This window comes from Pseudomonas sp. Snoq117.2, assembly GCF_900110545.1.
Taxonomy (GTDB): Bacteria; Pseudomonadota; Gammaproteobacteria; order Pseudomonadales; family Pseudomonadaceae; genus Chryseomonas; species Chryseomonas benzopyrenica.
On record NZ_FOED01000004.1, the window covers coordinates 220,709 to 238,178 of the forward strand.

Here is a 17,470-nt window from a genome sequence, read left to right on the forward strand (position 1 = left end):
GACGACCCGCGGCTGCTAGGCTCGGGCCTCCTTCCCTTTCCGCTGGAGTCGTCATGCCCGCTCGCGCCGTGTTCCTCGACTATGCCTCTCTCGACCTGGGCGATCTGGACCCGGTGCCCTTGCGCGCGGTGTTCGACGAACTGGAGCTGCATCCGGCGAGCGCTCCGGACGAGGTCGCCGCGCGCCTGACCGGCGCCCAGGTCGCCATCGTCAACAAGGTGGTGCTGGACGCCCAGACCCTGGGCGCCTGCCCGGAATTGAAACTGGTGCTGGTCAGCGCCACTGGTACCAACAACATCGACCTGGACGCCGCCCGCGCCCAGCGCGTGCGGGTCTGCAACTGCCAGGGCTATGGGACCGCCTCGGTCGCCCAGCACACCCTGACCCTGCTGCTGGCCCTGGCCACGCGGCTACCGGACTACCAGGCGGATATCCGCGCCGGGCGCTGGCAGACCGCCAGCCAGTTCTGTCTGCTCGATCACCCCATCGTCGAGCTGGAGGGCAAGACCCTTGGCCTGCTCGGCCTGGGCGAATTGGGCAGCGCGGTCAGGCGGCTGGCCGAAGCCTTCGGCATGCAGACCCTGGTGGGTCAGTTGCCCGGCCGTCCGGCGCGCCCGGGCAGCCTGCCGCTGGCCGAACTGCTGCCCCAGGTGGACGCCCTGACCCTGCACTGTCCGCTCACCGACCTGACCCGCGGCATGCTGGGCGCCGCCGAACTGGCCGCGATGAAGCCCACGGCCTTCCTGGTCAACACCGCCCGCGGCGGCATCGTCGACGAACAGGCCCTGGCCGACTGCCTGAGACGCGGCCACTTGGCCGGCGCCGCTACCGATGTGCTCAGCGTGGAACCCCCGCGCGACGGCAATCCGCTGCTGGCCGGCGACATTCCGCGACTGATCGTCACCCCGCACAACGCCTGGGGTAGTCGTGAAGCGCGCCAGCGGATCATCGGCCAGCTCGCCGCCAATGCCGAAGGCCATTTCGCCGGCACACCGCAGCGAGTGGTCTGCTAAAGTTCGCGCTTTTTTCGCCAGGTAGCCCCATGGATCCGCGCAGCGAAGTCCTCCTCCGCCACCCCGAGCGCTTCGGCGGCCCCCTGCTGCTGGCAGGGCTACCGGCTGACGACCTGCTCGGCGCCCTGCCCGCGGCCAGTGGCTGGAGTTGGCACGCCGGCGAGGCCGAGCAACTGGCCCGGCGCTATCCGGGCCGCTCTCTTCTAGGCATCGAACCGCCACCGGGCGCCTTCGCCGGCGCCGTGCTGTTCCTGCCCAAGTCCCGCGAGGCCACCGACTTCCTGCTCACCGCCCTGACTCGCTGCCTGCCAGCCGAGGGCAGCCTCTATCTGGTCGGTGAAAAGAAGGCCGGCATCGAACGCGCCGCGCGCCAGCTGGGTGCCTTCGGCAAGGCCAGCAAGCTCGACAGCGCCCGCCATTGCCAACTGTGGGTGGTGCACGGCCCTCGCACCTCGGCCGATCCGCAGCCGGACGCCTGGCTGCAACGCCAGCGGCTGGAGCGGGCTGGGGTGAACCTGGACATTCTCAGTCTGCCGGGCGTCTTCAGCCATGGCCGGCTGGACGTGGGCACGGCGCTGCTGCTGGACCAGCTCGACGGCCTGCCCGAGGGCGCGGTGCTGGACTTCGGTTGCGGCGCCGGCGTGGTCGGCGCCGCCCTGGCTCGCCGCTATCCCGCCAGCACCCTGCATCTGCTGGACGTGGACGCCTTCGCCGTGGCCAGCAGTCGCCAGACCCTGGCGGCCAATGGTCTCGCCGGAACGGTGATCGCCGGCGACGGCATCGCCGCGGCACCCACGGGCCTTGCCGCCATCGTCAGCAATCCGCCCTTCCACAGCGGTGTGAAGACCGACTATCGCACCACCGAAACCCTGCTGGCCGAGGCGGTGCGCCATCTCAGGCCCGGTGGCGAACTGCGCCTGGTGGCCAACAGCTTCCTGCGCTATCCGCCGCTGATCGAGGCAGCCTTCGGCAACTGCCGCACCCTGGCCGAGCGGGACGGCTTCAAGGTCTATAGCGCCCGGCGGCGGTAACGCTGTTGGGCTTCGCTGCGCTCAACCCAACCTACGCGGCATCCGTAGGTTGGGTTGAGACGGCTTCATCGTCGAAGCCCAACAGGCGCGGCCGAACCGCGGCAATGTTACCCCCGTAGTACCCAACCAGCACCCTCTCCCCTTGGGAGAGGGTTGGGGTGAGGGAAAACGCCACCCCTAGTCAAAACCTCACCCCTTCTTCGCCGCCTCATACAACGGCATTACCTTGGGAATCGCCGCCTGTAGCGCCTTGGTGCGGTTGGCGTCGGAGGGGTGGGTGCTGAGGAATTCCGCCGGCTGCTTGCCCTGGCTGGCCTGGGCCATCTTTTGCCAGAGGGTGATGGCGGCATTGGGGTTGTAGCCGGCACGGGCCGAGAGCTCCAGGCCGATGAGGTCGGCTTCGTTCTCGTTGCCGCGGCTGAACGGCAGGGTCAGGGCCACCTGGGACACCTGGTCGGCCAGTTGCATGCCGCCCTGGCCAACACCCAGCAGGGCCCCGCCGAGGTTCTCGCCCATCTGGATGGCATAGGCCCGCGACATCTGCTCGCGGCTGTGCTCGCGCAAGGCGTGGGCGATCTCGTGGCCCATCACCGCGGCCAGCTCGTCGTCGGTCAGCTTGAGCTGATCGATCAGGCCGCTGTAGACGAAGATCTTGCCGCCCGGACCGCAATTGGCGTTGAGCTCGTCGCTCTGCACCAGGTTGACCTGCCAGTCCCAGTTCACCGCGTCCGGGCGGAAGGCCGCGGTCTGCGGGATCAGGCGCTTGGCGATGGCGGCGACGCGCTTGCCGTCGGCGCTGTCATTGGCCAGCTTGCCGGCGGCCTTGGCTTCGCTGACCGTCTTGGCATAGGACTGGGCGTACATCTGGTTGACCTGCTGCTCGGACAGCATGCTGAACATGTACTGCTTGCGCTGCACCCCGACCGCGCCACCCGAGGTGGTGTTGACGGTCTGGCAGGCGACCAGTAGCAGGCTCAAGGACAGGCCTGCGAGGGGAAGGATACGGCGCATGGGAATCTCCAGGTATCGAGGCGGATACAGCATAGAGAGGGGCGTCGCGCCCGGCAACGTTCGTGCGCAGGCGACCGGAGGCCTCAATGGATCGTCAGCGCCGCCGATAGCCACGGCATTGAATGCCCTCCGGAGTCCCCGATGAGTTCCAGATCCATCCGCACCTCCATCACCCTGCTGGCCGGCGCCTGCATCCTGGTGGTGGTGATCGCCTTGATCGCCTATACCCTGCTCGCGGGTCAGCGCACCCGCACGCTGGTCGATACCCATACCGAGGCCCTGGCCGCCACTGCCGCAGAGGCCCAGCTGACCGCGGAAGCCGAAGCCGTGGGCAACCAGCTGCAGCGCCAACTGGACGTTCCCCTGCAACTGGCCAATCAACTGGCGCAGCTCAACGTGGCCATGGGCAGCGGTGGCGACCAGCAGGTCGACCTGGATCGCCAGAGTCTGGTCCGGCTCTTGGGCCAGACCCTCAAGCGCCAGCCCGGCCTGCTCAGCCTCTATACCGTCTGGGAACCCAATGCCATCGATGGCCAGGACGAGCGCCATCGCGGCGACGCCGCCGCCGGCTACGACGAGCAAGGCCGCTTCACCCCCTGGTGGCACAAGACCCTCGACGGCGACGTCACGGTGGAGCCGATTGGCGAGACCGTGGAAAGCCAGACCCGCCTGCCCTCGGGCGTGCGCGAAGGCGAGTACTACCTCTGTCCACGGGAAACTCGCACCACCTGCGTGCTCGACCCCATGCCCGACACGGTCAACGAACAGCAGGTGCTGATCGCTTCCTTCAACGTGCCCATCCTGGTCGGTGGCGCCTTCAAGGGCGTGGTCGGCGCCGACGTGCCGCTGGACTTCATCCAGCGCCAGTTGGTCAAGGCCAATGGCCGCCTCTATGGCGGCGTGGGCCGCATGGCCCTGGTCGCCGGGCGGGGCACCCTGGTCGCCTACACCGCCGACGCCAGCCAACTGGGCAAGCCGGCCGAACCAGTGCTGGGCGCGACGCTGGCCGGCCTCAGGGACCTGGGCGAGGGCGTCACGCGCCGTTTCGACACCAAAAGCGAGCGCTACCAAGTCTATCTGCCGCTGCGCTTCACTGGCGACAACCGCCAGGTCTGGACGCTGATCGTCGAATTACCCCGCGAAGCCGTGCTGGCCGATCTCTATAGCCTCAAGGACACCCTGGGCAGCCAACGCCACCAGGATGTGGTCGGCATGCTGCTGGTGGGCCTGGCGGTCGCCGGTGCCGGCCTGCTGGTGCTCTGGCTGATCAGCCTGCGCATCGCCCGGCCGCTGCGGCAGATGGTCGCCATGCTCGACGCCATCGGCCAGGGCGACGGCGACCTGACCCAGCGCCTCGCCACCGAGCGCCGTGACGAGGTCGGCGCCATGGCCGGCGGCTTCAACAGCTTCCTGGCGTCGCTGCAGAACCTCATCGGCCAGCTGGTCCGCTCGGTGGGCGAAGTGGCCACGGCGGCCGAGCACACCTCCCATATCGCCCAGCGCACCCGCGACGGCGTGGAGCGGCAGTTGCAGGAGATCGACCAGCTGGCGACCGCCATGCAGGAGATGACCGCTACCGCGCAGGACGTGGCCGGCAATGCCGGTCGCGCGGCACGCGCCGCCACCGAGGCGGACGGCGCGGTCAACGAAGGTCAGCGCCTGGTGCAGCAGAACGTCGCCAGCAGCGTCGCCCTCGCCGAGGAGATCGAGCGTGCGGTGGAGCAGGTGCGCCGGGTCGCCGAGGACAGCGAGAACATCGGCTCCATCCTCACCACCATCAATGGCATCGCCGAGCAGACCAACCTGCTGGCGCTCAACGCCGCCATCGAGGCGGCCCGCGCCGGCGAACAGGGCCGTGGCTTCGCCGTGGTGGCCGACGAGGTGCGCAACCTGGCGCAAAAGACCCAGGTCGCCACCGGCGAGATCCAGAGCATGATTCAGCGCCTGCAGCAGGGCACCCGCGAGGCGGTGACGGTGATGCAGGCCAGCGGCGCCCAGACCAGCACCCAGGTCGCCCAGACCGAGGCCACCCGGCGCGCTCTGGACACCATCCTGGCGGCGGTGAGCGAAATCACCAGCATGAATCTGCAGATCGCCAGCGCCGCCGAGGAGCAGAGCGCGGTGGCCGAGGACATCAATCGCAACGTGGTCAATATCGGCCAGAGCGCCCAGGCGGTCCACGGCGAAGCCGACAGCGCCTCCCGCGCCGGCCAGCAACTGCGCGAACTGGCCGAGCAGCAACGCCAGCTGGCGGGACGCTTCCGCGTCTAGCAAGGCTAGCTGCGTGCCCCTCCTCTCTGCTTGGGGAGGGATTCGTCGGCACCGATGCGCCGCTAAAACCTAAAGGTAGCGCGGTGCACTGCCGATAACCTCGCGCCACCCAAGCACTGGAGTGTTGTCGATGTCTTTTCGCTCAGTCCGTACGACCATCACGCTGCTCTCGGGGAGCTGCATCCTGGCCGTGGTCATGGCGCTCGTCGGTTATGTGCTCTTTGCCGGCATGCGCACCCAAAGCCTGGTCGACACCCATACCGCCCAGCTTGCCGAGCGTGCTGCCCAGGCCCGGTTGGATGCCCAGGCCCAGGCGATTGCCGGCAGCCTGATGCAGAAGCTGGATCTGCCGCTCACGGTCGCCCGCGGTATCGCTCAACTCAATGCCCAGGCCGACAGCAGCGCCGAACGGCCCCTGCGGATCGACCGTGAAGGCCTCAACAACCTGCTCCAGCAGACCCTGCTCGACAATCCCGACCTGCTCGACGTTTACGCGGGTTGGGAGCCCAATGCCTTCGACGGCGCAGACGCCCAGTACGCCGGACGCAGCGAAGCCGGCTATGACGCCACGGGTCGCTTCATGCCCTGGTGGTATCGCACACCCGAGGGCGGCCTGAAGGTGGAACCCCTGGGGCCGACCATGGAAAGCCAGACGGTGCTGCCCACCGGGGTCCGCGAGGGTGAGTACTACCTTTGCCCGCGGCAGAGCCTCAAGCCCTGCATCGTCGATCCGGCACCCTACGAGATGAATGGACAGAAGATCCTGATGTCCTCCTTCAACGTGCCCATCCTGGTCAAGGGTGCCTTCAAGGGCGTGGTCGGCGCCGACCTGTCCCTGGCCTTTATCCAGGAGCAGCTCAAGCAGGCCAACGCCGGTCTCTACGAGGGCGCGGGCAGCATGGCGCTGGTCGCCAACCGCGGCACCCTGGTGGCCTATACCCGGGATCCCAAGGCGCTCGGTCAGCCGGCCGCGCAGATACTCGGCGACGCGGCCCAGGGCCTGGCGCAACTCGGCGATGGGGTGACCCGCCGCTTCGATAGCCAACACGACCTCTATCAGGTGTATCTGCCGCTGCGCCTGGGCAACAATGCCACCACCTGGACGTTGATCCTGCAGCTGCCCCGCGTGGCGGTGCTCAGCGATCTGCATCTCCTGCAACAGGCCCTCGGCGAGCAACGCCGTACTGATATGGCCGGCATGCTGCTGGTGGGCCTGCTGGTGGCTGGCGGCGGCCTGCTGCTGCTCTGGCTGGTCAGCCTGCGCATCGCCCGCCCGCTGCGGCAGATGGTGGCCATGCTCGACGACATCGCCAAGGGCGATGGGGACCTGACCCAGCGGCTGACGGTCAATAGCCGCGACGAACTCGGTGCCATCGCCAGCGGTTTCAATGCCTTCCTCGGTTCGCTGCAGCACCTCATCGGTCAGCTGGTACATTCGGTCAGCGACGTGAACACGGCCGCCACCCAGACCTCCAACATCGCCCAGCGCACCCGCGACGGCGTTCAGCGCCAGCTGCAGGAGATCGACCAGGTGGCCACCGCCATGCAGGAGATGACCGCCACCGCCCAGGATGTCGCCAGCAATGCCGGACGCGCCGCCCAGGCGGCCACCCAGGCCGATAGCGCCGTGAGCGAAGGCCAGCGTGTGGTGCGGCAAAATGTCAGCGACTGCGCCACCCTCGCCGCGGAAATCGAGCGCGCCGTGACCCAGGTACGCCTGGTGGCCGATGACAGCGAGAACATCGGTTCCATCCTCACCACCATCAACGGCATCGCCGAGCAGACCAATCTGCTGGCGCTCAACGCGGCCATCGAGGCGGCCCGGGCCGGCGAGCAGGGCCGTGGCTTCGCCGTAGTGGCCGATGAGGTGCGCACCCTGGCGCAAAAGACCCAGGTCGCCACCGGCGAGATCCAGAGCATGATCCAGCGCCTGCAGAGCGGCACCCGGGAGACCGTGGCGCTGATGCAGAACAGCCATGCCCAGACCAGCAATCAGGTGGAACAGACCCAGGCGGCCAGCCGGGCCCTGGAGGTCATCCTCACCGCCGTGGGCGAGATCACCGAAATGAATCTGCAGATCGCCAGCGCCGCCGAGGAGCAGAGCGCGGTGGCCGAGGACATCAATCGCAACGTGGTCAACATCGGCCAGGCGGCCAATGGCGTACACGACCAGGCTGATCAGGCCACCCGCGCCGGTAGCCACCTGAGCGAACTGGCCGAACGGCAGCGCCAGTTGGCGGCGCGCTTCAAGGTCTAGCGGGTCACAAGGGCGTCAAACACTCCGGCCCGTCTACCTCGGGCCGGTTGACGATGTTGGCCAAGACCCGCTCGCGCAGCGGCATGCCGCCCGCGGCCAACAGCTCCTGCAGGGCTTCGGGCGTGCTGTCCGGATCCTGCCAGAGGGCACGACCCGCCTCGTCGAGCAGAATGGGGCGGCGCAGCGGACCGGCCGCCTGGGTGACCATGGCCACCGACAGCCAGAGCTGATCCCCGGCCGGATAGGCCTCCCAGAGCGCGGCGAACCAGGCCAGGGGTTCGCCATTGAACATCCAGTAGGGCCGCTTGCGGTGGCCACCGCGCCATTCGTAGAAGCCGTTGGCCGGCAGCAGACAGCGCCGCAGGCGAAAGGGCTCGCGAAACATCGGCTGGGTGGCTAGGCTTTCGGCGCGGGCATGGGTGGGGGTGCGGGACAGATCGGTGAGCCAGGGCGGCGTCAGCCCCCAGCGACCGCTGTCGACCCGCTCGCCCTCGGCGGTCCGCCGCTGCAGCAGCACCTGCTGGTGGGGCGAGATGTTCCAGCGCGGGGGATGCTTGTCGGGAAAACCCGGCAAGCCGGCGAATTCAGCGGGCCAGCGGAACAGGGCGTAGCGTCCGGACATGAAAACCTTTCAACAAATGAGGATGCCCTGCTCGGGAGAAGGATCCTCTCCCGGCAGGGGCGTGGCGGCATTGTACGCGGCGATCAGCGCCTGCGCGCGCTGCGCCTCTTCGTCCTCGACCAGCAGGGCGAGCAAGCCCACCGCGGGCAGATCGCCGATGCCACCGAGCAGATGGCGCCCGGCGAGAAAGCCGCTGATGCCCTCGCTGGCCAGCACCGCCAGGAGCAATTCGCCTTCGTGCAGCGAACCCGGCTCATAGATGCGGCGCATCAGTCGTCCTCCCGCCGAACCTCGAGATTCCAGTCCTCGCCATCGGTGTGCAGGCCGAAGCGGATCGGTCGGCAGCAGACTTCACAGTCCTCGTAGTAGTCCTGGTCACCGCCGCTGAGGTCGAGCACCACCTCGCCCAGTTCGCCGCAATAAGGGCAATCGTATTCCTGGCTTTCCAGCATCTGCCTGCACTCCTTGACCGCCAACCTGCCGCCCATCCGGCCCCTGACGCTTGCATCTGGCGCCACGCCCACTACTATGGCCGCCGGAATTTCTACAAGAGAACACCATGGGCGAGTTCGAAGCCATTCGACCCTATAACGACGCGGAAGTCCCCGGGGTTCTGGCCCGCCTGATCGACGACGACCACTTCATCGGCATCCTTGCCGGCTACCGGTTCCCGCGCCTGTCCAAGGGACTCGGCTGGGTAGTGCGCCCCCTGCTGCGCACCCGCCTGCGCCAGGAACTGAGTGGTATCCAGAGCGTCGCGGCGCTGCAGGACAAGCTCGAACCCTATGTGGATCGCGCCATCGAGAAGGCCTCGGACGGCGTCACCTACTCGGGCATCGACCAATTGCGCAGTGGTCGCGCCTATCTGTTCCTGGCCAACCACCGCGACATCGTGATGGACCCGGCCTTCGTCAACTATGCCGTCTACCACGCCGGTCTGCCAACGCCGCGCATCGCCATCGGCGACAACCTGCTGCAGAAGCCCTTCGTCAGCGACCTGATGCGGCTGAACAAGAGCTTCATCGTGCACCGCTCCATCAGCGGTCGCCGCGAAAAGCTGGCGGCGTACCAGAACCTGTCCGCCTACATCAATCACTCGATCCGCCAGGACGGCCAGTCCATCTGGATCGCCCAGGCCGAGGGCCGGGCCAAGGACGGCGACGACCGCACCGATTCGGCCATCCTCAAGATGTTCCACATGAGCTGCAAGGACGAGCCCTTCGCCGAGCTGGTCAAGGCGCTGAACATCGTGCCGGTGTCCATCAGCTACGAATTCGATCCCTGCGACCAGGCCAAGGCCCGCGAACTGCACATCCGCGCTACCACTGGCAGCTACACCAAGGCGCCGGGCGAGGACGACGTCAGCATCGCCCTGGGCATCACCGGCTACAAGGGCCGAGTGCACGTGGCCTTTGGCGAGCCGGTGAGCGGCGAATTCGAGGACGCCAAGGCGCTGGCCCAGGAAATGGACCGGCAGATCCTCGGCAACTACCGGCTGTTTCCGGCCAGCTACCTGGCCTATGCCGCCTGGGATGGCCGCGATGCGGAGCTGGCCGTGCCCGCCGTGGACGCCCTGTTTCCGGCCGAGGAGATCGAGGTCGCCCGTGCCGAGTGGGAAAGACGCCTGGCCGAATGCCCGGCGGAGTACCGGGCACAACTGGTGCGCCAGTACGCCCAGCCGGTGCTGAACAAGTACCGCGTGCTGGCCGGCCTGGAATAGTCGCCAGCAGCCCACGAAAAAGCCCGGCCAGTGCCGGGCTTTTTTGTGGGCGGTAGGTTTTCAGCGACCGCTGAGCACCTGCACCACGGTCGGATCCTTGAACACCCGGGTCAGGGCATCGCTCAGCACATCGCTGACCAGCTTGGTGTTGGCCTCGGCGTTGGGTGCCATGCCGAAGCGCTGGTTGAGGCTGGCGCCGTAGCGGCCGCGGTAGCCACGCTGGCTGTTGCGCACGTCCACCTGGAAGGCCGCGGCGACGTCGGAGGCGGTGACGTACAGTTCCTTGGGCGACTGGTAGTTCAGCTCGGCCAGGGTCAGGGTCAGCTGGGGCGCACCCGGGCCGGCATTGGGCGACGGGGTGAAGCCCATCTGGCGTACGGCCTTCTCGGCTTCCGCCTGCAGCTTGGGAATCACGTCCTGGGTCTGCACCACCACCACGCTGGTGTCGGGATAGAGCCCGCCACGGGTGCCCAGGGTGAAGGAGGAGCGACCGTCGACCACGCGGACCGAGACCGGCTGGCCCTGGCCGACCGGCGCGATGGGCGCGGTGATCTGGGGTTGCGGACTCAATTGCTGAGGGCTACTGGCACAGCCGGCCAGGGTCAGACCAGTGGCGGCGAGCAGGCCGAGCAACAGGCGATAGCGCATGCAGAAACTCCAGAGAAAGGGACAGGGGGCAGTATACCCAGCCCCCCAGCGGCGTCGATAGACGGGGATAGCGGACAAGGAAACGCCGGCTCGGGCCGGCGTCTCTTCAAACCAGGGTCAGGGCTTGGCCGCCAGTGGCGGTCGCGTCTGGCTGCGCTCCAACCAGCCACCGCCGAGGGCCTTGTACAGGGTGACCTCGCTGTTGAGCTGGTTGAGTCTGTCGGTGATCAACTGCTGCTGGGCGCTGTACAGCGAACGCTGGGCGTCGAGTACCGTGAGGTAGTTGTCGATGCCCTGGCGATAGCGCAGGTTGGCCAGGTCATAGTACTCCTGGCTGGCCTGTACCAGGTCCTGCTGGGCCTGCAGCTGGTCGTCGTAGGTGCCCTTCGCCGCCAGGGCATCGGCCACCTCGCGGAAGGCGGTCTGGATCGACTTCTCGTAGGTGGCGACGTTGATGTCCTTCTGGATCTTGGCCGCATCCAGGCTGGCCTTGAGGCTACCGGCCGTGAAGATCGGGATGTTGATGCTCGGCGAGAAGGTCCAGTAGCCGGAACCGGCGTCGAACAGGCCATTGAGATCCCGGCTGGCCGTGCCGCCCTGGGCGGTCAGGCTGATGCGCGGGAAGAAGGCCGCCCGGGCCGCGCCGATGTTGGCGTTGGCGGCGCGCAGCTGCAGCTCGGACTGGAGGATGTCCGGACGCTTCTGCAAGAGATCCGACGGCAGGTTGGCCGGCAGATCGGCGAGCAGGTCCTTGCCATCCAGGCCCTTGCCTTGCGGCAGGTCCGCCGGGATCGAGGTGCCCAGCAGCAGGGTCAGGGCATTGCGATCCTGGGCCACCTGGCGGGTGTACTGGGCCAGATTCGCCCGCGCGCCTTCCAGGGCGGTGCGCGACTGGCGCAGGTCCAGCCCGCTGGCCACGCCGTTTTCCACGGTCTGACGGGTCAGGTCGTAGGAGCGCTGGTAGGCGGCGAGGGTCTCGCGGGTCAGTTGCAGCATGCGCTGGTCGGTGAGCCAGGCGTAGTAGGCGTTGGCCACTTCCGAGACCAGCGAGATCTGGGTGCTGCGACGCCCTTCGCTGGTGGCGAAGTAGTTGAGCAGCGCCTGCTCGCTGAGGCTGCGCAGGCGACCGAAGAGGTCCAGCTCATAGGAGGTGAAACCCAGGGTCACGCTGTACTGGCTGCTGATGCTGCCGCCACCGCCGCCACCCGCGCCATTGGCGGTGTTGCCGGCGAGCAGTTCGCGGATGGCGGAGACCTGGCTCAGGTCCTCCGGCTGGCGGGTACGGGTCCCGGTGCCGCTGACCGCGATGTCGGGAAACAGCTCGGCGCGCTGCACGCGGTACTGCGCCTGGTAGAGACGCACGTTCAGCGCGGCCTGGCGCAGGTCGCGGTTGTTGTCCAGCGCCAGCTGGATCAGCCGCTGCAGGGCCGGGTCGCGATAGAAATCGCGCCAGCCGATGTCGGCCGCCTGCTGGTCGCGATTGACCGTCAGGGCATCGTAGGCCTGGCCATGGGGCCAGGCGTTCTCCACCGGCGCATTGGGCCGCTGGTAGTCGGGGATCAGGCTGCAGCCGGAGACGGCCAGCATGCCCACGATCACCGCCAAGACAGACTTCTTCATATCAGTGTCCTTCCTTGCCATGGGCTTCCTGGTCCTTGGTGGCCTTGTCCTTGAACAGGCTGCTGACCACCACGTAGAACATGGGAATCCAGAAGATCGCCAGGATCGTGGCGGTGAGCATGCCGCCGATCACGCCGGTACCCACGGCGTGCTGACTGCCAGAGCTCGCGCCCGAAGAGATCGCCAAGGGCACCACGCCCAGGATGAAGGCCATGGAGGTCATGATGATGGGCCGCAGGCGCATGCGTGACGCTTCCACCGCCGCGTCGACGATGTTCTTGCCGCCCTCGTGCAGCTCCTTGGCGAATTCCACGATCAGGATGGCGTTCTTCGCCGCCAGGCCAATGGTGGTGAGTAGACCGACCTGGAAGAACACGTCGTTGGCGAGGCCGCGGAAGTAGGTGGCCAACAGCGCACCGATGACGCCCAGTGGCACGACCAGGAGCACCGCGATCGGAATCGACCAACTCTCGTACAGCGCCGCCAGGCAAAGGAACACCACCAGCATCGACAAGGCATAGAGCGCCGGTGCCTGGGAGCCCGACAGCCGCTCCTCGTAGGACAGACCGGTCCAGGCGATACCCACGCCCTGCGGCAGGTCCTTGGCCATGCGCTCGATCTCGGCCATGGCGTCACCGGTACTGTAGCCAGGCGCGGCGGATCCCAGGATCTCCAGCGAGGAGATGCCGTTGTAGCGCTCCAGCTTGGGCGAGCCGTAGATCCACTCGCCACGGGCGAAGGCCGACACCGGCACCATCTCGCCCGAGCCGTTGCGCACGTACCACTTGTTGAAATCCTCGGGATTCATCCGTGCGCTGGCTTCGCCCTGCATGTACACCTTCTTCACCCGACCACGATCGATGAAGTCGTTGATGTAACTGGAGGCCCAGCCGCTGGACAGCGTCTGATTGACATCGCTCTGCGACAAACCGAGCGCCCGCACCTTTTCGTCGTCGACGATGAGCTTGAACTGCGGCTCGTCGTTGAGACCGTTGGGCCGGGTCTGCATCAGCTTGGGATTCTGCGCAGCCATGCCGAGCAGCTGATTGCGCGCGGCCATGAGCGCCTCGTGGCCAATGCCGCCGTTGTCCTGCAGATAGAAGTCGAAACCAGTGGCGTTACCCAGCTCCAGTACCGCGGGCGGTACCACCACGAAGACGATGGCATCCCGGATCTGCGAGAGATAGCCCATGGCGCGTCCGGCAACCGCACCGGCGGCGTCGTTGGCATCAGGGCGCTGGTCCCAGGGTTTCAACTGGATGAACGCCAAGCCCGAACTCTGACCGCGACCTGCGAAGTTGAAGCCGTTGACGGTGAACATCGAACCCACGGCTGGCTCGTTCTTCATCATCTGCTCGCGCATGGTATCGAGCACCTGCTGGGTGCGCTCGGCGGACGAACCGGGCGGTGTCGTGACCTGGCCGAACAGAATGCCCTGGTCTTCTTCTGGCAGGAAGGACGAGGGAATGCGCGTGAACAGGAAAGCCATGCCGGCGACGATGACCACATAGACCAGCAGGAACGGGATCTTGTGGCGGATCACCGCGGCGACGCTGCGCTCGTAACGGTGCTGGCCGCTCTCGAACTTGCGATTGAACCAGCCGAAGAAACCACGCTTCTCGTGGTGCCCCTGCTTGACCGGCTTGAGCATGCTGGCGCACAGCGCGGGCGTGAAGACCAGAGCCACCAGCACAGACAACGCCATGGAAGTGACGATGGTGATGGAAAACTGCCGATAGATCACCCCGGTGGAGCCACCGAAGAAGGCCATGGGCACGAACACCGCCGACAGCACCAGAGCGATACCCACCAGGGCGCCCTGGATCTGCTCCATCGACTTACGGGTCGCTTCCTTGGGCGAGAGCCCCTCCTCGGCCATCACCCGCTCGACGTTTTCCACCACCACGATGGCATCGTCCACCAGCAGGCCGATGGCCAACACCATGCCGAACATGGTCAGGATGTTGATGGTGAAACCGGCGGCCAGCAGCACCGCGAAGGTACCCAGCAGGACTACCGGTACGGCCATGGTCGGAATCAGGGTGGCCCGGAAGTTCTGCAGGAACAGGAACATCACCAGGAACACCAGCAGGATCGCCTCACCCAGGGTCTTGACCACCTCGTGAATGGACGCGGTCACTACCGGCGTGGTGTCATAGGGATAGACCACGTCCATGCCTTCGGGCATGAACGGTTTGAGGCGGTCGATGGTGGCGTGGACCGCCTTGGCGGTGTCCAGGGCGTTGGCCCCGGTGGCCAGACGCAGGGCCATACCCGAAGCCGGCTTACCGTTGAACTGGGCATCGATGGACGAGTTCTCGCCACCCAGTTCGATCCGCGCGACGTCACGCAGCCGAACCTGGGCACCGCTCTGATCCACCTTGAGGAAGATCTTGCCGAATTCCTCGGCCGAGGTCAGGCGGGTCTTGCCGATGATGGTGGCGTTGAGCTGCTGGCCCTTGACGGCCGGCAGGCCACCGAGCTGACCCGAGGCGATCTGCACGTTCTGGCTGCTGACCGCATTGCTGACATCGACCGGGGTCAGCTGATACTTGAACAGCTTGTCCGGATCCAGCCAGATACGCATGGCGTACTGCGAGCCGAATACCTGGAAGTCGCCGACACCGCTGGTCCGCGCGATGGGATCCTGCATGTTGGAGACGATGTAGTTGGACAGGTCGTCCTTGGTCAGGGAGCCGTCCTTGGAGACCAGGCCCACCACCATCATGAAGTTGCGCTGGTACTTGGCGACGCGGATACCCTGTTGCTGCACTTCCTGTGGCAGCAAGGGCGTCGCCAGCTGCAGCTTGTTCTGCACCTGGACCTGGGCGATGTCCGAGTTGGTACCCTGATTGAAGGTCACGATGATGGTCATGCTGCCGTCGGAGTTGGACTCCGAGGAGATGTACCTGAGGTTGTCGATCCCGTTCATCTGTTGCTCGATGACCTGGACCACGGTGTCCTGCACCGTCTGCGCCGAGGCGCCAGGATAGGTCACCTGGATCGAGACCGCCGGAGCGGCGATGTTCGGGTACTGGTTGATCGGCAGATTGACGATCGCCAGGATGCCGGCGAGCATCATCACCAGGGCGATTACCCAGGCGAAGATGGGCCGGTCGATGAAGAACTTTGACATCGGGCGCTCCCTTTATTGGCCCTGACCGGCCGGCTGCTGCTCGGCGGAGGCGACGTTGCCGGCAGGCTTGGCAGTGACACTGGCGCCGGGTTTAACCTTCTGCAGACCTTCGGTGATGACCTTGTCACCCGCTTTGATGCCTTTGGATACCAACCAGTCGGCACCCAAGGCCCGCTCGGTCACCAACTCGCGCAGCTCGACCTTGCCTTCCCCATTCACCACCATGGCGGTGGGCTTGCCCTTCTGATCACGCGTGACCCCTTGCTGGGGTACCAGGATGGCATTCTGGCGCACCCCCGATTGCAGCTGGGCACGCACGAACATGCCGGGCAGCAGCAGCTTGTCGGGGTTGGGGAATTCGGCACGGATGGTCACCGAGCCGGTACCCTGGTCCACCGACACCTCGGCGAACTTGAGCTTGCCGGAACGGCTGTAGGCGCTGCCGTCTTCCAGCATCAGCTTGACCTCGGCGGCGTTCTCGCCCTGCACGCGCTGCAGCTGACCGCTGTCCAGTTCGCGGCGCAGGCGCAGCAGATCGGTGGCGGACTGGGTCACGTCGACATAGATGGGGTCCAGCTGGGTGATGCTGGTCAGGGCGGTGGTCTGGTCGGCGGTGACCAGGGCGCCTTCGGTCATCATCGAACGCCCGATACGGCCGGAGATGGGCGCGGCGACCTTGGTGTAGGCCAGGTTGATCTCGGCGTTGCGCAGGGCGGCCCTTGCCGATTCCACCTGGGCTTCGTTCTGCCGCTGCATGGACAGGGCATCGTCGGCTTCCTGCTTGCTGATCGCCTGCTCCTTGACCAGGGCGCCATAGCGCTGGGCCTTGAGCCGGTTGGAGGCCAGGGTCGCCTGGGCCTGGGCCAGGGAGGCCTTGGCCGAATTGACGTTGGCTTCGTAGGTGCGCGGATCGATCTGATAGAGCTGGGTGCCGGCCTTCACGTCGGCGCCTTCGGTGAAGTAGCGCTTGAGCAGGATGCCGCTCACCTGCGGCCGCACCTCGGCGATACGGAAGGCCGCGGTGCGCCCGGGCAATTCGTCGGTCAGGGTCACGGTGCGTGGTTCCATCGTCACCACCCCGACTTCCGCGGGCTTCTGCTGCTGTTGCTGCTGGTCCTTGTTGTCCTGCTTGCCGCAGGCGCCCAGGGCCAGGGCTACGGCCAGCAGGGCGGGGGCGAAAAAGGCATGCGCCGGCTTGATCTGCATATCAAAAGTCCTTGAAAGCTGGGAAATGAGCATGCGCAGCGCGCCTTGTGGATCCGCACCGGCTCGAGCATAGGAATTATTATCAGACAAATATACTTACGTTCACGACTGTTTGTAAATAACCCAAGTGCCATGCTCGGGTATTTCGCCGGATGCTTCGATGCTTCATGAACACGGCGATGGCGACAAAGCCAGGCGGTGCGACCGACCTGGGTAGCAGACCATGAGGCCGGAGGCGAGTTCTGCCAGGGGATCGCGCTGCCGCCCGCCTCGTCACCAAAAACGACCGCCCACAAAAATGCCGGACGAATCCGGCATTTTTGGTTACAACCTGGGGGCGTCCCGTTACTGGCGCACGCCTTCGAAGGACAGCATGAATTCCACTTCCTGGGATTTCGGACCGAGGTCCTTCTGGATGTTGAAATCCTTGAGCTTGAGGGTGGTGGTGCCCTCGAAGCCGGCGCGGTAGCCGCCCCACGGATCCTTGCCCTCGCCCATGAAGTGGGCCTTGATGGTGACCGGCTTGGTCACGCCGTTCAGGGTCAGGTTGCCGGTGACATCGGCAGTGCCGTCGCCGGTGGGGGTGACCTTGGTCGATTCGAAGCTGGCCTGGGGATGGGCGGCGACGTTGAGGAAGTCGGCGCTGCGCAGGTGCTTGTCGCGTTCGGCGTGGTTGGTGTCGACGCTGTCGGTGTTGATGGTCACCTTGACCTTGTCGGCGGACGGATCCTTGGCATCGAAGCTGAAGGTGCCGTCGAAGTCCTTGAAGGTGCCGTACAGCCAGCTGTAGCCCAGGTGCTGGATGCGGAATTGGATGAAGGCGTGCTGGCCCTGCTTGTCGATCTTGTAATCGGCGGCCATGGCCTGGCCAGCGCCCAGCAGAGCGGTACCCAGGGCCAGGGCGGCAACGGTTTTCTTCAGCATTGGATGGAGCT

The 17,470-nt window shown here is 66.3% G+C and carries 14 protein-coding genes and 2 pseudogenes; 7 read left to right on the forward strand and 9 right to left on the reverse strand.

Annotated elements, in window-relative coordinates; genetic code table 11:
- Nucleotides 1–53 precede the first annotated feature (53 nt).
- The gene (locus BMZ43_RS12880) at nucleotides 54–1,013 is read left to right on the forward strand and encodes a 2-hydroxyacid dehydrogenase (protein ID WP_093254107.1); all 960 of its coding nucleotides are present in this window, start codon (nucleotides 54–56) and stop codon (nucleotides 1,011–1,013) included.
- Between the two features lie 29 nt (nucleotides 1,014–1,042).
- Nucleotides 1,043–2,044: a class I SAM-dependent methyltransferase gene (locus BMZ43_RS12885; RefSeq protein WP_093254110.1), complete on the forward strand. Its 1,002-nt coding sequence runs from the start codon at nucleotides 1,043–1,045 to the stop codon at nucleotides 2,042–2,044.
- Nucleotides 2,045–2,233: 189 nt separating this feature from the next.
- Here BMZ43_RS12885 and BMZ43_RS12890 read toward each other — a convergent pair whose 3' ends face one another.
- Nucleotides 2,234–3,055 (reverse strand): M48 family metallopeptidase, encoded by an 822-nt coding sequence (locus BMZ43_RS12890; protein WP_017639853.1) that lies wholly within the window; start codon nucleotides 3,053–3,055, stop codon nucleotides 2,234–2,236.
- A gap of 1,212 nt (nucleotides 3,056–4,267) precedes the next feature.
- Between BMZ43_RS12890 and BMZ43_RS27370 the strand changes: the two are divergent.
- The 4 genes and pseudogenes from BMZ43_RS27370 to BMZ43_RS27385 form a co-directional block, all read left to right on the forward strand.
- A pseudogene (locus BMZ43_RS27370) lies at nucleotides 4,268–4,468 on the forward strand (HAMP domain-containing protein); the annotation flags it as partial.
- Complete coding sequence (locus BMZ43_RS27375; RefSeq protein ID WP_371913879.1) at nucleotides 4,442–5,326, forward strand: methyl-accepting chemotaxis protein; 885 nt, start codon at nucleotides 4,442–4,444, stop codon at nucleotides 5,324–5,326. The pseudogene BMZ43_RS27370 and the gene BMZ43_RS27375, both read left to right, overlap by 27 nt.
- Nucleotides 5,327–6,524: 1,198 nt before the next feature.
- Nucleotides 6,525–6,725: pseudogene (locus BMZ43_RS27380) on the forward strand (HAMP domain-containing protein); the annotation flags it as partial.
- A 132-nt stretch (nucleotides 6,726–6,857) separates the two neighbouring features.
- Nucleotides 6,858–7,583 carry a methyl-accepting chemotaxis protein gene (locus BMZ43_RS27385; protein WP_371913880.1) on the forward strand — a complete coding sequence of 242 codons (726 nt, stop codon included), beginning with the start codon at nucleotides 6,858–6,860 and terminating at the stop codon, nucleotides 7,581–7,583.
- A gap of 4 nt (nucleotides 7,584–7,587) precedes the next feature.
- Here the strand turns inward: BMZ43_RS27385 and BMZ43_RS12905 are convergent, their stop codons facing one another.
- The 3 genes from BMZ43_RS12905 to BMZ43_RS12915 are packed head-to-tail and all read right to left on the reverse strand — an operon-like array spanning nucleotide 7,588 to nucleotide 8,657.
- Nucleotides 7,588–8,205, reverse strand: a complete 618-nt coding sequence (locus BMZ43_RS12905; RefSeq protein ID WP_093254120.1) for an SOS response-associated peptidase — start codon at nucleotides 8,203–8,205, stop codon at nucleotides 7,588–7,590.
- 9 nt (nucleotides 8,206–8,214) lie between these two features.
- Nucleotides 8,215–8,475: a putative signal transducing protein gene (locus BMZ43_RS12910; protein WP_068382901.1), complete on the reverse strand. Its 261-nt coding sequence runs from the start codon at nucleotides 8,473–8,475 to the stop codon at nucleotides 8,215–8,217.
- A complete protein-coding gene (locus tag BMZ43_RS12915; protein WP_093254124.1) occupies nucleotides 8,475–8,657 on the reverse strand; it encodes a CPXCG motif-containing cysteine-rich protein in 183 nt (60 codons plus the stop codon). Before BMZ43_RS12915 ends, BMZ43_RS12910 begins: the two co-directional genes overlap by 1 nt.
- 107 nt (nucleotides 8,658–8,764) lie before the next feature.
- On the opposite strand from BMZ43_RS12915, the gene BMZ43_RS12920 reads away from it, so the two are divergent.
- Nucleotides 8,765–9,925, forward strand: coding sequence for a 1-acyl-sn-glycerol-3-phosphate acyltransferase (locus BMZ43_RS12920; RefSeq protein ID WP_064307489.1), 1,161 nt, complete (start codon nucleotides 8,765–8,767; stop codon nucleotides 9,923–9,925).
- A 60-nt stretch (nucleotides 9,926–9,985) separates the two neighbouring features.
- Here the strand turns inward: BMZ43_RS12920 and BMZ43_RS12925 are convergent, their stop codons facing one another.
- From BMZ43_RS12925 to BMZ43_RS12945, 5 genes are all read right to left on the reverse strand, one after another.
- On the reverse strand, nucleotides 9,986–10,573 hold the full coding sequence (locus BMZ43_RS12925; RefSeq protein WP_007161696.1) for a YajG family lipoprotein: 588 nt from the start codon (nucleotides 10,571–10,573) through the stop codon (nucleotides 9,986–9,988).
- A 117-nt stretch (nucleotides 10,574–10,690) separates the two neighbouring features.
- Nucleotides 10,691–12,193: an efflux transporter outer membrane subunit gene (locus BMZ43_RS12930; protein ID WP_093254127.1), complete on the reverse strand. Its 1,503-nt coding sequence runs from the start codon at nucleotides 12,191–12,193 to the stop codon at nucleotides 10,691–10,693.
- A 1-nt stretch (nucleotide 12,194) separates the two neighbouring features.
- Complete coding sequence (locus tag BMZ43_RS12935; RefSeq protein ID WP_064307487.1) at nucleotides 12,195–15,329, reverse strand: efflux RND transporter permease subunit; 3,135 nt, start codon at nucleotides 15,327–15,329, stop codon at nucleotides 12,195–12,197.
- A 12-nt stretch (nucleotides 15,330–15,341) separates the two neighbouring features.
- A complete protein-coding gene (locus BMZ43_RS12940; protein WP_093254130.1) occupies nucleotides 15,342–16,535 on the reverse strand; it encodes an efflux RND transporter periplasmic adaptor subunit in 1,194 nt (397 codons plus the stop codon).
- Between the two features lie 345 nt (nucleotides 16,536–16,880).
- On the reverse strand, nucleotides 16,881–17,459 hold the full coding sequence (locus BMZ43_RS12945; RefSeq protein WP_017640964.1) for a YceI family protein: 579 nt from the start codon (nucleotides 17,457–17,459) through the stop codon (nucleotides 16,881–16,883).
- Nucleotides 17,460–17,470 lie beyond the last annotated feature (11 nt).

Coding starts and splice junctions, on each gene's coding strand:
- BMZ43_RS12880 (WP_093254107.1), top strand. CDS start 54: ATGCCCGCTCGCGCCGTGTTCCTCGACTATGCCTCTCTCGACCTGGGC.
- BMZ43_RS12940 (WP_093254130.1), bottom strand. CDS start 16,535: ATGCAGATCAAGCCGGCGCATGCCTTTTTCGCCCCCGCCCTGCTGGCC.
- BMZ43_RS12930 (WP_093254127.1), bottom strand. CDS start 12,193: ATGAAGAAGTCTGTCTTGGCGGTGATCGTGGGCATGCTGGCCGTCTCC.
- BMZ43_RS12920 (WP_064307489.1), top strand. CDS start 8,765: ATGGGCGAGTTCGAAGCCATTCGACCCTATAACGACGCGGAAGTCCCC.
- BMZ43_RS12890 (WP_017639853.1), bottom strand. CDS start 3,055: ATGCGCCGTATCCTTCCCCTCGCAGGCCTGTCCTTGAGCCTGCTACTG.
- BMZ43_RS12910 (WP_068382901.1), bottom strand. CDS start 8,475: ATGCGCCGCATCTATGAGCCGGGTTCGCTGCACGAAGGCGAATTGCTC.
- BMZ43_RS12905 (WP_093254120.1), bottom strand. CDS start 8,205: ATGTCCGGACGCTACGCCCTGTTCCGCTGGCCCGCTGAATTCGCCGGC.
- BMZ43_RS12925 (WP_007161696.1), bottom strand. CDS start 10,573: ATGCGCTATCGCCTGTTGCTCGGCCTGCTCGCCGCCACTGGTCTGACC.
- BMZ43_RS27375 (WP_371913879.1), top strand. CDS start 4,442: ATGGCCGGCGGCTTCAACAGCTTCCTGGCGTCGCTGCAGAACCTCATC.
- BMZ43_RS12945 (WP_017640964.1), bottom strand. CDS start 17,459: ATGCTGAAGAAAACCGTTGCCGCCCTGGCCCTGGGTACCGCTCTGCTG.
- BMZ43_RS12935 (WP_064307487.1), bottom strand. CDS start 15,329: ATGTCAAAGTTCTTCATCGACCGGCCCATCTTCGCCTGGGTAATCGCC.
- BMZ43_RS12885 (WP_093254110.1), top strand. CDS start 1,043: ATGGATCCGCGCAGCGAAGTCCTCCTCCGCCACCCCGAGCGCTTCGGC.
- BMZ43_RS12915 (WP_093254124.1), bottom strand. CDS start 8,657: ATGCTGGAAAGCCAGGAATACGATTGCCCTTATTGCGGCGAACTGGGC.